The following is a 14223-nucleotide window of genomic DNA, read 5'->3' as shown; positions in this document are numbered from 1 at the left end:
TTTGTTTTATCTAATTTAATTTTGTTTAATATTTAACTAAAAAAGTTAAACAATTATTAAAGTCGGATTTGCCAGTAGTAATTTATTTTAAATGATTGTTTTATGCCTAAACACATTAATCTAAACAAATTACTATGAAAAATCTTTTGAAATTATCGCTAATAGTTTTTCTTACGGTTTTTGCTACTTCCTGTAGCGATGACGATAACGGCGATGTAAACGCTGGAGAAGTAACTATCGCTGCTTTTGTGCAGAACAATCCGGATTACTCATCAATGCAAGCGGCTCTAGTGCGCACAGGACTGGTGGAAACTCTGGATGGAAGTACAGAATACACAGTTTTTGCACCAAATAATGTAGCATTCGAAGCTTTCTTAAATGCTAACGGTTTCGCCAGTCTGGATGATGTACCGGTAGATGTGCTTACCAATGTCCTGTTAAATCACGTTGTCCCTGGCAATAATGATTCGGCTAGCTTAAGTACCGGATATATTAATTCTCTGGCCACGTTCGGGACAACCACTAATAATCTAAGTCTTTATGTGGATACAAGTGCCGGTGTGCGTATTAATAATGAAGCATCTGTCACCACTCCCGATGTAGCTGTTAGTAACGGGGTTATTCACGCTGTAGATGCAGTTATCGGAATACCTACAATAGTAACCCAGGCAACAGCGAACTCTGGATTTTCTATTCTGGTTGAAGCTTTAATTGCTGCATCCGACGCCAACATCGATTATGTGGCATTATTGTCAGGAACGGCATCATCACCCTTTACCGTATTTGCTCCAGACAATGCCGCATTCAACAATCTACTTACAACACTAGGATATTCATCCTTAAGCGACATACCGCAACCGGTTCTTCAGCTTGTATTGAACTATCACGTTCTGGCTGGTGTCAATGTCCGAGCCGAAGATCTAACCGACGGACAGACGGCTACAACCTTCCAGGGTGAGGATATTACTATTTCACTTGCTAATGGTCCTCAGATCATCGATGCTACGGGAATGCCTGCTAATATTTCGGTTACCAATGTTCAAACCTCTAATGGTGTGATCCATGCCATTGATAAGGTTCTACTACCACAAGAAGTTATAGACATAGTGGATCCTACAATTGCAGGATTGGCCATGATGACTGCCGATTTATCTTCACTAGCTGAGGCGCTTACCATAACAGGACTTGATACTGTATTGGATGACAGAAATGCCGAATTCACAGTTTTTGCACCTGTTAATTCCGCTTTCGATTTATTCCTCACAGCTAATGGGTTCGCCAGCCTGTCCGATGTCCCGGTAGATGTACTCACTCAGGTAATCCTCAATCATGCCTTGACAGGAACTGTGTTATCCTCAAGTTTAAGTACGTCTTATACTTCGACACTGGCTACTTACGGAACGTCTGCCAATAACTTGAGTTTGTATATAAATACGGAAAGTGGAGTTACGCTTAATGGTATCTCAACGGTTACAACCGCCGATATTAACGCTGCCAACGGGGTAGTACATATTGTGGACTCGGTAATAGCCTTGCCAACCGTCGTTACTTTTGCTGTGGCCGACCCTACCTTTGGCACATTGGTCTCTGCTCTTACCAGACCCGATCAACCCGATTTTGTTTCTGTTCTAAGTACGGCCAATGGAACAAGTCCAGCACCATTCACAGTATTCGCCCCTACAAACACGGCTTTCGAAGATCTATTAACAGAATTAGGAATTTCTAGTTTGGATGATATTGATACTGCCACCTTAACCGCTACTTTAAATACGCACGTGATCGCAGGTGCCAATGTACGCGAGGAAAACCTTGTAGACGGAACAGTTTCCACATTGGGTGACGATATAGTTATCAATGCAACTAATGCCACCATCACAGACCAGAACGGTCGTATTAGTAATATAATAGTAACCAATGTTCAGGCAGCTAACGGGGTGGTACATGCCATCGATAAAGTATTACTTCCACAATAGTAATGGTTATGATGTTTATTTGAATTTAGTTAGTTGTTAATTCTGAAACCGCTTCTGTAATGCTCACGCAGAGGCGGTTTCTACTTTTGACACTACAAATAACTCAACCACCACTTGTCCCTGTTATTCGCCTTATATTTCATATACCAATTGCAAACAGGGTACAAGGCCAGCACAATACATATCCATACCAGGTATGTTACGCCCAGGGAATATCCATATCCCGCCAGTTCGCCACTCATAAAGCTCTCCATGGTGAGTATCATTAGTTGCCAGTCTTTTCCGGTCAATACCAGACCGGCCATCGCTGCAAGGTGAATCAGCAGCACATGTAAAACATAATAGAAGAACGGTACTCTTCCATAGACCAGGAAGAATCTGGACGCAGGAGTACGTACTTTTTCAGCAACATAAAGAAAAAGAAAAGAGGGCCCCAGGGTTACCAGTAAGAACAATAAGGACGGCGGATATTTTGTTAGTTGTAAAAATGAAAGTACAGTATAAGTATTGTTTTGCTGAACAGCCCATGGTATCATATCGCCATAGATATTTATTCCTCTTAGAACGATAAATAGAACAGTAGACCCAATCCCGAGGTAAAGTAACCACCTCTTACGTGTAGGGGCATGATATTCGCGATGATACAGGGTTCCGAAGGAATAACCCAAAACGATCACACCTATCCAAGGAAGTATTGGATAAAGAAAGCTTACCCATGTATCTCCAAATTGTATAAAAGCCGATTGATGCAGTATATACCAAAGGATCGAGCCTGGGCCGTTTCCTTCAACTGTTATACCGTCCAATAGATTATGCCCGAACACAATCAACAGGCCTAAGGGTATTAATGCCTTTATCGGCAGATAGATCAGGAAAGAAAGTACAACCATACAAAGGCCAATGGCCCATATCACCTGTAAATTGAAAAATTGGAATTTGATATCGAACCACCAAAGAAAACTCATCAATGTGATCTCTATAAATATGAGCCATAGTCCGCGGGTAAATAAAAACCTGAACAGCTGGTTTTTGGTTTTATTCCGGCCGTATAAAAACGCCGAGGTTCCCGCCAGGAATACAAACACCGGTGCACAGAAATGTGTGATAAATCGCGTAAAGAAAAGTATGGGGGTAGTGGTTTCCAGATTACTGGGGTCCGACACAAATGCTCCTGCATGAAAATAGTCGCGCACATGGTCCAGGGCCATGATCACCATTACGATTCCTCTTAGGATATCGATGGACTGGATTCGTGTATTTTTGGTGGATACCATTTTCCGGGTTTTTCATTTGGCTAAAACTTCCCTCGATTTAATTACTGGTCACGTTATGTTATTGAGGTTCGAAGGAAATTTTATATGAGTCCATATTCACTCCGTCTATTTGTACGGTTTTTGTTCTTATCACGGCGATCAGGCTGTCCTTGCGCGTCCCGGATTCCGTCACTATATTAAAGCTGAAAGGAATCCGTTTAAGCGAATCTGAAACTATCTCAGCATCATCCATCCGTGTAATATCCGAGATCGTAACCGCTTCGTTAGCACTAAAGATAAGACTATCCCTGGCTAATTGTTCCAAAGATTTTTGAAGTTCCCCTCTAAATTCGGGATGTTCTATCAGTAAATTTTGTAAATCAACATATTCCTGAAGCTTCTGAGTAATAATCTTATCATACAGAAGAGTACCATCCAAAGAAAGAGTAGTTTCTTCGCTCATATCCGCTTCCGAAACAGAAACCGCTTCTTCGGCCTCCATTTTCTCCAGGGTATCTGTTTGAGTACCACTATTGCAGGCCCACAATAAAAAACTTAGCAGTATGTAATATATAGCTCTCATTCTATACTGAATTTTAGTTTCACGATCTTTCCGTCCCTGTATCGCTTGTCCAGGATATTGATGTTTTTCAAGCTACTTGTAGGGACGGTAAGTTTATTTATAAACTCTTCTTTCGAATATAACTCAATACCAGACTGTGCTGGAAATATCTGGTAGATCTGCGCATCATCTGCAATGAGATTGTTCAATTGTTGTTTGCGTTTTTGTAGCTCTCCTAGATTCCCATTGCTGTAATACCGGAGCATCAGCGCGTAATCATCTGTGGCGAGAGGTACGTTGGCATTTTCATTCGCATCTATGTGCCTGATGATGGTGTCTGTTTTATGGTAAGGCGACTGCACCACAAAACGAATTATTTTTTCTTTACTGGAATATTCGAAACATCCGCTACTATCAGTTTTTAGATAGATAGGGGATTGGCCTTCAGAAAGGATCTTAACATCCAGCGGAATCTGGGTAATAGGTTCGCCTCGATCTTCATCGATCATACAGAATCGGAAACTGTTTTCAGAATTCAGTAAAAAATACATAGCTATCAGGATTGGAAGGACCGGCAGGAACAACCACAAAAACTTATTGTTCTTACGTTTTGGGTTTTCTTCTAAAGCAAGAAGCTCACCATGTTTACTCCTGAAAGTGTTCCAATTTTCGTATCCGGCGTATTCACTCAGCAAGTTGAGCATATCTATCCTGGGAAGTTTTTCGGCCTCATTCTTAAAATAGGTATAAAACCACTTCTCGCTCACCCGTCCACGTGTATGTACAAACAGATCTTCCTGAAATCTTTCTATCTCTTCACCTTTCCAGTCACCAATTGCTATAGGAGCGTGATTTTCTTTCAGAAAAGTATCCGAAACGGCTTGTTTCAATAATTCGAAAAGTTTTTTGTTTGCTGCCTCCAAAAACTATAAAATGTTGAAAATCAGTTAAATGAAAATTGTAAAATAGAATACAATTGGTTTACAAGACGTTTGCAATCAGCCTTGGCTCTTTGGTTTTAGGTTTGTCGTGTAATAATTAAAAATATGAAATTATGAAGACAAATCGTTTTAAATCAGTTTGGAAAATAAGTATGTTCCTTTTACTATTTGGTTTTCTTTACGGCTGTGGGCAGGGAGGAAGTTATAGTGAGGAACTTAAAATGGGAGATGTAGATCTTAATGAGTCATTCGAGGCTATCGAGGTGGAAGAAGATGGTATCGCAAGCTTTAAACCGGATGCCACCTTAATAAAAACGCCGGATAACTTAAAGATCATCAAATCGGCTTCGGCTAGATACAAGGTGAAAGACGTAAAGGTTGCCACCGCCCAGATACGAAAGATCGCCTTGCAGTACAACGCTTATATAAGTGATCTGCGTTACGAGAACAACCTGTATCAAAAACAAAACCGCTTTACCATCAAAGTACCTCAGGAAAGTTTCGATAATATCATGGACAGCATTGGTAATGTGGTAGAATTTGTCGAGTATGAGAACATCACCACCAAGGATGTTACCGAAGAGTACATCGACTTGCAAGGTCGACTGGAAACGAAGCTTGAGGTAAAGAAACGTTATGAAGATATCTTGCGGAAAAATGCGAAAACAGTAGAAGATATTTTAAATACCGAGGAAAAACTACGGGTATTGCAGGAAGAGATCGAATCGGTTCAGGGGAGGCTTAAATATTTAACCAATAAGGTAGCCTATAGCACCATTCAGATAGATCTGTACGAGACTGTTGCGTATACTAAGGAACCAACTGCTTATAAAAAGACCTTTGGCGCCAAGGCTAAGGATGCCTTATCCTTCGGCTGGAAAATGATCGAATCCATTGTCTTGTTCTTTATTCATATTTGGCCACTTATGCTGCTGGCGATCATTGTGATCCTGGTATTGAGAAGATGGTTGAAGAAATAAACAAAAAAAGCCGCGGAAATACACCGCGGCTTTTTTCATTTAAACCGAATTAATCACTAGTATCGGTTACATCTGTTTCATCTTCAGCCGCTTCGGCAGCAGCCGCTGCTGCTTCCATAGCCTTCATCAATGGAGCGTTATCCCAGTATCCGTATTCCTTTACTACTTTACCATCAACAAACTGAGCGGTAACATGAACGGGGATCATTAATTTCTGTCCGTTGGAGGCGATGGTCGCATTCCAAACTCCCCAGAAATTAACCCAGGTTTCACCTTTGTCTGTTACCACCATTTCCATATCGCCCTTTTCATCGTCAAAACCGTAAGACGATAGAGCCGCTGTGTTTTGCTTATGAGTCTCTACTGTTTCGGCCGGGGTCATTGCCTTGTCATCCGAATTGTGATAAACTTTTGCCGTATCGGCAAACTTTGATGTATAGGTTTTCCAATCGGCAGCCTCGTAAGCATCCACTAAGGCTTTAAATGTATCGATCTCGGGAGAGCTTTGTGTGTATCTCGTTTCACCCTGTTTGCAGGCAAAGAGTAACAAGCCCACCACTGCTAATAATGCTAATTTTTTCATATGATCTATTGTTTTGTTTAGTTAATTAATTCCCTGTGTAACTAAGGTCTGTACGCATCCAACCTTGCATTTCATCCATCTTTGAGATTATACCCAGAAGTTCCTGGTTTAACTTGGCTCCCTCTTCACCCAGTAATTTGCGGTTCGCGGCGGACATGCGCTCGTAATCTTCAGGGCTTTCTGCCGCCATAGCGACCATGAAAAAGGTACCGTTCGATCCAAAGCTACTGCGATAGACCCGGTAATACATCTTAGATCCTTTCTCACTAAATAGCTTCTTGTATTTCTTGGCAATTTCATAACCCTTGGCATAGTTTTCCGGCGTGACATAGTATCGTACATTATTACGATAGTATTTACCTTCCGGCATTTGATTGATTCCCGATGGTTGATAGGAGAGATCTTTGTCCAGGGTAATGATGTAGTCCAGGTGGTCTGTATAACATTTGTCCATTCTGGCAAATAGGTTGGAGAACGCTTCTTTCCCCATCTTTTCAGATAGGCCGGCAAAGATATTCTTATCCAGGTCGGCCATTTTATCTATCTCACCCACATAGATATAGTTAAAATTACTCGTGGCGAGTGTTAGCCATTTGGCTTCTTTCACACCATGTGTTTTGCATGCCGCCACTAGTTCTTTAGAAACGGCCTCATATTCGCCAACCATGGAAGGTTTTACCTGATCTTCATGGATCCAGTACATCTGGGTTGATTTTTCCTGAGAAATCCCAGTGAACATTGTGAACACGAAGAACATTAAAAGCGAGTTGATAATGTGTTTGTTTTTCATTTTATATTGGTTTAGTTAATAACAAATTCAGCACCGACTTTGAATATGAAAATCGATGCTACCAGCAATAGTAAGGATGGAAAATGGGGAGAGAAGTTTAAATTATTGATTTACAATAAATTAAAGGTACAACATTTAGGGGTATTAAACCTGAATGAATTTTCTTTCAGAATTTTTTCTGAAGGGATTGCCACTCATTTAATCTGTTTATAATCTGGAGCCATAGTTTGTAACAACCTCCTCAATTTGTATCTTTGCGATTCTTAAAACCGAAGCAAGCAAATGTTCAATAATTTAACCGATAAACTCGATAAGGCCTTACATGTATTAAAAGGGCACGGTAGTATTACGGAAGTCAATGTAGCCGAAACTCTGAAGGAAGTCCGTCGCGCATTACTGGATGCCGATGTGAATTTTAAAACGGCAAAGGAATTCACCAATCGCGTTAAAGAAAAAGCATTGGGTCAAAATGTATTGACCACCTTGCAACCGGGACAGCTCATGGTGAAGATCGTAAAGGACGAACTCACCGAGCTTATGGGAGGCGATACCGCTGGTATAGATCTAAGTGGTTCACCCAGTGTGATTCTAATGTCTGGTCTTCAGGGAAGTGGTAAAACTACCTTTTCAGGAAAGCTTGCAAATTTTCTGAAAACAAAGAAATCTAAAAATCCTCTTCTCGTAGCTTGTGATGTTTACAGACCTGCGGCAATAAATCAATTACATGTTGTAGGCGAACAGATCGGGGTGGAGGTTTATTCGGAGGAAGGGAATATGGATCCCGTTGATATTGCCACAAAGGCAATTGCACATGCCAAACAGAATGGATTTAATGTTGTGATCGTCGATACAGCAGGTCGCCTGGCGGTGGACGAGGAAATGATGACGGAGATCGCTAATATCCACGCCGCCATCAAACCTAATGAAACCTTATTCGTGGTGGATTCCATGACAGGGCAGGATGCAGTTAATACGGCGAAGACCTTTAACGACCGACTTAACTTCGAAGGGGTAGTACTCACCAAATTGGACGGTGATACACGTGGAGGTGCAGCCATCTCTATTAAAAGCGTAGTAGATAAACCCATTAAGTTTATAGGGACCGGCGAAAAAATGGAGGCTATCGATGTCTTTCATCCCTCCCGTATGGCAGACAGGATTCTGGGGATGGGTGATGTTGTTTCCCTGGTAGAACGTGCACAAGAGCAATTTGATGAGGAAGAAGCCAGGAAGCTTCAGAAGAAAATAGCAAAGAACCAATTTGGTTTCGACGATTTCATGAAACAGATCCAGCAGGTGAAGAAGATGGGAAGTATGAAGGACCTTATTGGAATGATCCCAGGTGCAGGAAAAGCCATAAAAGATATAGATATAGACGACGATGCGTTCAAGGGTATTGAGGCGATCATCAATTCCATGACTCCTCAAGAGCGATCCACTCCCGCCGTTATCGACGGGAACAGGAAAAAGCGTATTGCCAAGGGAAGTGGAACTTCAGTTCAGGAAGTAAATCAGTTATTGAAGCAATTCAATCAAATGAGCAAAATGATGAAGATGATGCAAGGTGGCGGAGGTAGAAAGATGATGCAGATGATGAATAAAATGAAATAAGAATTTAAAGCGAATCAAATGACAATCCTCGACGGTAAGAAAGCCAGTAGCGATATTAAAGATGAGATAAAGATAGCTGTGGATGCTATGAAATCGAAAGGCGAAAAGGTGCCACATCTGGCTGCGGTTTTAGTTGGGGATGACGGGGCAAGCTTAACATATGTGGGTAGTAAAGTACGAGCCTGCGAGCGAGTAGGTTTCGAATCGACACTAGTTCACATGCCGGAGTCTACTACCGAGGATGAGTTGTTGAAGAAGATCAATGAACTAAACAATGATAAGAATATTGATGGCTACATTGTCCAATTGCCATTGCCTCGACATATAGATTCACAAAAAGTATTAATGGCCGTGGATCCTAACAAGGATGTGGATGGTTTTCACCCGGAGAACTTTGGTAAAATGGCCCTGGGAATGGAAACCTTTATTGCCGCAACACCTTATGGAATTATCGAATTACTGGAGCGGAATAATGTAGAGACCCAAGGGAAACATGCCGTGGTGATAGGTAGAAGTAATATCGTTGGCAGGCCAATGAGTATCCTCCTTAGTCGCAAAGGTTACCCGGGCGATTGTACGGTAACACTAGCGCACAGCCGAACAAAAGATATGGCCGAACTTACACGAAACGCAGATATAATCGTTTCTGCTCTAGGAGTGCCAAAATTTCTAAAAGCCGATATGGTGAAGGATGGAGTGGTAGTAATAGATGTGGGCATTACACGTGTTCCGGACCAATCGCATTCAAGAGGATATGTGATTACCGGCGATGTGGATTTTGAAAATGTGAGCAAGAAATCTTCCTTTATAACCCCGGTACCCGGTGGGGTTGGGCCAATGACCATTGCCATGCTGCTTAAAAATACGCTACTCGCAAGAGAAAACAGTATGAATTAATGCTCAATCCTGAGCCTTGGAAGGCAAATATTCTTTGCGGTATATATTCACTATCACAATAAAAAGACTAATAAGTAAAGGCCCGAATATTAGTCCGATAAAACCAAATAACGGTACTCCCACAATTACACCAATAAGAGTTATCAACGGGTGAACATTATCCAGTCGTTTTAGCACGTATAATCGAATGATGTTATCTGTGGATCCCACTACGATAAGACCGTATAAAAGTATTCCCCAGGCCGAAAAATTATTTCCGGTTGAGAGTTCAAGAATAAAGACCGGAAGGATCCCAATAAGTGTACCCACAAAGGGGATCATAGATCCTATTGTTACGATCACAAACCAGAAGAAAGGATCCGGAATTCCGAAGATAAAAAAACCGATCAAAGCGATAATTCCTTGTGCCAAAGCTACCAGGGGGATTCCCAGGGCATTGGAGCGTACCATCGCCTGAATCTCATTTCCAATAACTTTCAGATTAGGTTTGTTAATGGGAATATATTCGCCCACCGAGTTTTTCACCATGCGCCTGTTTGTGAACATATAGAAAAGGATGAAATACATCAATCCGATCGCGATCACAATATCGAACGTACTTCCTGCGACTGCCTGTAAATTGTCTGACAACCAGTTTGAGATCGCGCTAACATCTATTTGAGAGGCGAGGTCGAAGTGATACCTTGTTTCCATAGCAGCAAGCTGATCTTTCAGAGCCTGAACCACCTTTTCGGAATTTTGCACTGCGTTTCCAATCTTATTGCCTAACATGAATATCACCCCGGTAACCGGAACTAAGATTCCAACAAAAGAGATAAGTATAAGAAAGGAGGCCGCCAGGTTGGGATTCCATCCCTTCCTTACCAGCCAGAGCATCCAGCCCCGCATTAGCACGTAAATGGTGATTGCCCCCAACACCCCGGAAAAATACGGAAGTAACTCTCTGAAAATAAGCCCTCCAATTACAATGATAAGCAGAAGAATAAAGATCTGCTGAATTATGTGCTGTGGAATAGGTTTAGTCATAGATCTTTCTTTTTTGTTTTAAAGATAGGGATTTCCCATTGCAATTTTAATTTGTAGGTATTTTCGTCGATTTTATATCCAATTGGTCTAAAAATTCATTGACGAATTAGTAATAATCGTACCTTTTTTCTATCTAACTAATTAAATGAAAAATGAGAAGAATTATTTTAATTGCGGCACTTGTATCCATAGGTGTGGTTACTGCCGTAGGAATGCGTAATAATAGCGATGGACCTAAAGTCACTATCTGTCATATTCCACCGGGGAACCCTACCAATGCCCATTCTATTACTATAAGTATAAATGCATTGCCGGCCCATCTGGCTCATGGGGATAGTGAAGGTGCCTGTGAAGCACAGTGTACTCTGGAAACAGATCCCGAATGTTACTGCGCGTTGTTTCCGGATGATATGGAATGTAATTGATCCGGAAATCGTTATTTCGCGAAGAGCTGATCTAGGTTTTTAAAGGCTTTAAATTCCAGGGCATTTCCACTGGGGTCCTTGAAGAACATGGTGGCTTGTTCACCTGTTTCTCCTTCAAACCGAACGTAAGGTTCGATTATAAATTTTACGTTTCTTTTCTGAAGGGATTCCGAAAGCTTACCGAATGTGGGCATATCCAGTACTACACCAAAGTGAGGAATAGGTACTTCTTTACCATCCACAGGATTATTTTGTTGTTCCTTCGGTGAACGTTCCTTAAGATGGATCACCAGCTGATGGCCGTAAAAATCGAAGTCCACCCAGTGATCACTGCTCCGGCCTTCTTTACAGCCAAGAACATCACGATAAAAACTGCGATTAGTTTCAATATCATCTACAGGAATAGCCAGGTGAAAGGGTCTTAATTCAGTTGTCATGTTGATCATTTACAGTTAAATAATGAATACTCACGGTCGCCAATTCGTTATTGGGGAATTTAGAAAAATGAGCGGGATCTGAAAACAGCCCAATTTCTTTCAGGATATGGTTGAAAACATCCAGCTCCAGGATATATTGGTCGCTAAAACCATGGGTCGCATCGTAGGCAGTGGCCGCGGTCTTTCCAATATTTGCGGCTGCTATCTTCGGGTCGATGGTATGCAACTCTATTAGCAGCAAACCAAACTTTCCGATATACCGTTTCCAGTTCTCGAAGTGTTCTTTTAGATTCTGTTCCACCAAAGCGTTGGGCAACCTATCACCTGCCGATGCGAACGCACCTGTACTCAAGCTAGTTTCTCCCTCTACAGATCCTTCGGGCATGGTCCAGGGCCTGTTGTGATCTAGAAAGGTGCGTACATTTAGGAGATCGTTGAGGTTGATATCATAACTTGATTGTATGTCTTCCTCTAGCTGTTCGGGGTCTCCAATGTCTCCCCAAATTACCTTAGCCCAGATATCGGCCTTTACGAGGTTGGCACGAGTTGCTTTTAGCGCTGCACGGTTGAAATCCACTCCAACCAGGAAGAGCGGGTACTCCTCTAACATGCTACCTCGATGGGTTCGTTGTTCGATAACTTCGAAAAGATGGATTAGAAAGGCTCCATTGCCGCATCCCATATCCAGGATGCCCTTGGGTTGTTCTTCAATGGGTTTATTGAATAGTGAAATAATAATATCGTCTATCTTTTTGAAATAAGCCGAATGCGCTCCCCCGCTTCCCCATACGTTCATTTCCCGATCCACATGGATCTCGGTTGCCGTAGTGACCGAACTTTTAAAGATAAGGGCATTCCCAAACATTAATTCGTCCACTCGTCTGAAAGTGGGGATATATGAAACTGTAACCCCATAGGCGGTAGACCTTCTCGCAAAAAACAACCCTTTGTCTGTAAATCGATAGTTATCGTTCTTTTTTCGGAACCAGCCCAAAAATGTGAAAAAATCCAAGAGTTTGCTGAAACTTACAGGATCTTCATGAAATTCGTCTGCGCTAAAGGAAGCTTCCATGAAGTACTTGTGGAACATTCCATCCATTCCAAGGAATACAGAGATCGGTCCCACCAGTACTCCTTCAATATGTTTTTCTATCTGAATTTCAACCTCCCGTACCAGTTCATCTTCGGAAGTGGGGGAGTAATCCCCATTCTTATATTTATTAAAGATCCTATTCAGGATAGTGAACTGTTCCAGTTCGAAATGACGTGGGTGAAATTCGGCAGAAATTTTCATAAAATTTACAACATCCTCGTAGCGATTTGCCATTAAAAACCCAATACTGCTTTTGTTATTTATACGCAGCGTTACCAAATTATCATGTCTGTCGAGATTGTATTCCAGCCAGCCCTGTGAGGCCAACATCCTAAGGCCGATGTTCAAATACCCTTCATTGGCAGAGAAATGATCACATAGAGATTGCAGCGAACATTCCTTTTTTTCAAGTAGATAATCAAATACACCTTTTTCGTGAAGGGCTGTTACTACCGGAGCGAAGGCGATTCCATCGAGGTGACGAAAAAGTTCACTGCGATATAAGGATTTTTCGGCAATTGAAAGCATATATCAGGTTCTCAGCTATGTAAATATATGCCTTTTCGTATTATTTAATTATAAAGTTATAATCTGTTCCAGATATCCAGATAGATTTTCCAGTCTCCATTCTCTTTCCGCCAAACGATCACGTATTTACCCTTGAAATCGGTAACTTTTTTATCCTTATTGGTAATACTCCCCTCATAGTATCCATAATCGTACGCGTAGTTATTTAGTATCCTTATTTCCACAGGCGTGACTTTATGGAAGAGGTTGCTTGCACCCTCGGCGAATTGCCACCTTTTTTCTATTTCGGGTCTGCCTGAAACGATATCCGAATTACCCGGGAAGATCTTCCCATCACTAGTGTAAAAGCTTGCGATCTTTGCCGCGTCGGCATTCATATATGCCTCCGAAAAAGCCTTTACATTCTCACGGATCTTGTCTTCTTCAGCAATTGCCAGTCGTTTCTTGCAATCGATCTTCCAAGTGGGGTATCGTATAGTCTCAGCTGTGTCTACCCATTCACCTAACCAGTTATACCCTAGTTCGTTTATGTTGCTGAAAGTAATCCTGTAGAAACCCTCCATTCCGTTAGGTGCTTTCTGCTCCCTGTACAGTACTATGCTGTCACCTCTTTTACCACCTTCCCAGGCAGGTAGTTTTGTACTAGGGGATTTATTAGAATAGTAGTGTACATACCACTTGCTGCTGTCGGCTATATACTGGCGTATACTTCCACTATGGCTCCCATCCGGCTTATAGGTTTCGTCCTGCACGGCGGTACCGTCCATGATATATTTCCACTTCCAAACAATATTTTCGGGTTCTGCCCAACTTCCATCCTGATTCCTAAGAGTAGAGACACAATCGCATGTCCCTATGAGAGGTGCGTAGTCTGCTAATTCTTCTGGGGTATCAGGGTTTAACTTACCGTAAGGATTTGAAGGATCTGCCGAATATTTCCCCTGGGCTGTGGCCATTAAAATAGAAACGATGTACAGAATGAGATATATAAAAGTTTTCATATTTGAAAAGATTGATTAATGCCCTATTTAAAAGTAGCTGTAAGATACGATCTCATAAGTTTACATTATTCACAAGAAAACCTTAAATGCAGAGAGTAGGTCTAATTTTGCAGCAGTTGTAGT

Annotated in this window: 14 protein-coding genes; 5 read left to right on the top strand and 9 right to left on the bottom strand. The window is 41.7% G+C overall.

Annotation, left to right across the window (positions count from 1 at the left end; translation table 11 throughout):
- Positions 1-134: 134 nt before the first annotated feature.
- Positions 135-1973 (top strand): fasciclin domain-containing protein, encoded by a 1839-nt coding sequence (locus C5O00_RS02065; protein ID WP_105214480.1) that lies wholly within the window; start codon positions 135-137, stop codon positions 1971-1973.
- A 92-nt stretch (positions 1974-2065) separates the two neighbouring features.
- On the opposite strand, the gene C5O00_RS02060 is transcribed toward C5O00_RS02065, so the two are convergent.
- From C5O00_RS02060 to C5O00_RS02050, 3 genes are read right to left on the bottom strand one after another with little or no spacing between them, the layout of a single operon-like run.
- Positions 2066-3247 (bottom strand): acetyltransferase domain-containing protein, encoded by a 1182-nt coding sequence (locus tag C5O00_RS02060; protein WP_105214478.1) that lies wholly within the window; start codon positions 3245-3247, stop codon positions 2066-2068.
- Positions 3248-3305: 58 nt separating this feature from the next.
- Positions 3306-3809: a hypothetical protein gene (locus C5O00_RS02055; protein ID WP_158676757.1), complete on the bottom strand. Its 504-nt coding sequence runs from the start codon at positions 3807-3809 to the stop codon at positions 3306-3308.
- Positions 3806-4711 (bottom strand): hypothetical protein, encoded by a 906-nt coding sequence (locus C5O00_RS02050; RefSeq protein ID WP_105214474.1) that lies wholly within the window; start codon positions 4709-4711, stop codon positions 3806-3808. The genes C5O00_RS02055 and C5O00_RS02050 overlap by 4 nt, the downstream gene beginning before the upstream one ends.
- Before the next feature lie 131 nt (positions 4712-4842).
- Between C5O00_RS02050 and C5O00_RS02045 the strand changes: the two genes are divergently transcribed.
- Positions 4843-5709, top strand: coding sequence for a DUF4349 domain-containing protein (locus C5O00_RS02045; protein WP_105214472.1), 867 nt, complete (start codon positions 4843-4845; stop codon positions 5707-5709).
- 49 nt (positions 5710-5758) lie between these two features.
- Here the strand turns inward: C5O00_RS02045 and C5O00_RS02040 are convergent, their stop codons facing one another.
- Positions 5759-6292 (bottom strand): nuclear transport factor 2-like protein, encoded by a 534-nt coding sequence (locus C5O00_RS02040; protein WP_105214470.1) that lies wholly within the window; start codon positions 6290-6292, stop codon positions 5759-5761.
- A gap of 25 nt (positions 6293-6317) precedes the next feature.
- Positions 6318-7082 (bottom strand): hypothetical protein, encoded by a 765-nt coding sequence (locus C5O00_RS02035; protein WP_105214468.1) that lies wholly within the window; start codon positions 7080-7082, stop codon positions 6318-6320.
- 282 nt (positions 7083-7364) lie between these two features.
- Between C5O00_RS02035 and ffh the strand changes: the two genes are divergently transcribed.
- Both ffh and folD read left to right on the top strand, forming a co-directional pair.
- Complete coding sequence (gene ffh / locus C5O00_RS02030; RefSeq protein WP_105214466.1) at positions 7365-8693, top strand: signal recognition particle protein; 1329 nt, start codon at positions 7365-7367, stop codon at positions 8691-8693.
- Positions 8694-8711: 18 nt separating this feature from the next.
- Positions 8712-9590: a bifunctional methylenetetrahydrofolate dehydrogenase/methenyltetrahydrofolate cyclohydrolase FolD gene (gene folD, locus C5O00_RS02025; RefSeq protein ID WP_105214464.1), complete on the top strand. Its 879-nt coding sequence runs from the start codon at positions 8712-8714 to the stop codon at positions 9588-9590.
- Between the two features lie 3 nt (positions 9591-9593).
- Here the strand turns inward: folD and C5O00_RS02020 are convergent, their stop codons facing one another.
- Entirely contained in the window at positions 9594-10616 is a 1023-nt protein-coding gene (locus C5O00_RS02020; RefSeq protein WP_105214462.1) for an AI-2E family transporter, read from the bottom strand.
- 152 nt (positions 10617-10768) lie between these two features.
- Between C5O00_RS02020 and C5O00_RS02015 the strand changes: the two genes are divergently transcribed.
- Positions 10769-11041 carry a hypothetical protein gene (locus tag C5O00_RS02015; protein WP_105214460.1) on the top strand — a complete coding sequence of 91 codons (273 nt, stop codon included), beginning with the start codon at positions 10769-10771 and terminating at the stop codon, positions 11039-11041.
- Positions 11042-11052: 11 nt separating this feature from the next.
- Here C5O00_RS02015 and C5O00_RS02010 read toward each other — a convergent pair whose 3' ends face one another.
- Genes C5O00_RS02010 through C5O00_RS02000 form a run of 3 tightly spaced genes read right to left on the bottom strand, consistent with a single transcriptional unit; the run spans position 11053 to position 14100 of the window.
- Positions 11053-11478 carry a VOC family protein gene (locus C5O00_RS02010; protein WP_105214458.1) on the bottom strand — a complete coding sequence of 142 codons (426 nt, stop codon included), beginning with the start codon at positions 11476-11478 and terminating at the stop codon, positions 11053-11055.
- A complete protein-coding gene (locus C5O00_RS02005) occupies positions 11468-13099 on the bottom strand; it encodes a class I SAM-dependent methyltransferase (RefSeq protein WP_105214456.1) in 1632 nt (543 codons plus the stop codon). The genes C5O00_RS02010 and C5O00_RS02005 overlap by 11 nt, the downstream gene beginning before the upstream one ends.
- A 56-nt stretch (positions 13100-13155) precedes the next feature.
- Entirely contained in the window at positions 13156-14100 is a 945-nt protein-coding gene (locus C5O00_RS02000) for a YybH family protein (protein WP_105214454.1), read from the bottom strand.
- Between the last annotated feature and the right edge of the window lie 123 nt (positions 14101-14223).

This window comes from Pukyongia salina, assembly GCF_002966125.1.
GTDB lineage: Bacteria > Bacteroidota > Bacteroidia > Flavobacteriales > Flavobacteriaceae > Pukyongia > Pukyongia salina.
Note: the sequence above shows the minus strand (reverse complement) of the source record. Positions and strands in the feature narration are given on the sequence as shown.

Bases quoted from the DNA above. Each gene is read 5' to 3' on its own strand.
- C5O00_RS02055 (WP_158676757.1), bottom strand. From the start codon at position 3,809: ATGAGAGCTATATATTACATACTGCTAAGTTTTTTATTGTGGGCCTGC.
- C5O00_RS02035 (WP_105214468.1), bottom strand. From the start codon at position 7,082: ATGAAAAACAAACACATTATCAACTCGCTTTTAATGTTCTTCGTGTTC.
- C5O00_RS02020 (WP_105214462.1), bottom strand. From the start codon at position 10,616: ATGACTAAACCTATTCCACAGCACATAATTCAGCAGATCTTTATTCTT.
- C5O00_RS02040 (WP_105214470.1), bottom strand. From the start codon at position 6,292: ATGAAAAAATTAGCATTATTAGCAGTGGTGGGCTTGTTACTCTTTGCC.
- C5O00_RS02000 (WP_105214454.1), bottom strand. From the start codon at position 14,100: ATGAAAACTTTTATATATCTCATTCTGTACATCGTTTCTATTTTAATG.
- C5O00_RS02060 (WP_105214478.1), bottom strand. From the start codon at position 3,247: ATGGTATCCACCAAAAATACACGAATCCAGTCCATCGATATCCTAAGA.
- folD (WP_105214464.1), top strand. From the start codon at position 8,712: ATGACAATCCTCGACGGTAAGAAAGCCAGTAGCGATATTAAAGATGAG.
- ffh (WP_105214466.1), top strand. From the start codon at position 7,365: ATGTTCAATAATTTAACCGATAAACTCGATAAGGCCTTACATGTATTA.
- C5O00_RS02065 (WP_105214480.1), top strand. From the start codon at position 135: ATGAAAAATCTTTTGAAATTATCGCTAATAGTTTTTCTTACGGTTTTT.
- C5O00_RS02015 (WP_105214460.1), top strand. From the start codon at position 10,769: ATGAGAAGAATTATTTTAATTGCGGCACTTGTATCCATAGGTGTGGTT.
- C5O00_RS02005 (WP_105214456.1), bottom strand. From the start codon at position 13,099: ATGCTTTCAATTGCCGAAAAATCCTTATATCGCAGTGAACTTTTTCGT.
- C5O00_RS02045 (WP_105214472.1), top strand. From the start codon at position 4,843: ATGAAGACAAATCGTTTTAAATCAGTTTGGAAAATAAGTATGTTCCTT.
- C5O00_RS02010 (WP_105214458.1), bottom strand. From the start codon at position 11,478: ATGACAACTGAATTAAGACCCTTTCACCTGGCTATTCCTGTAGATGAT.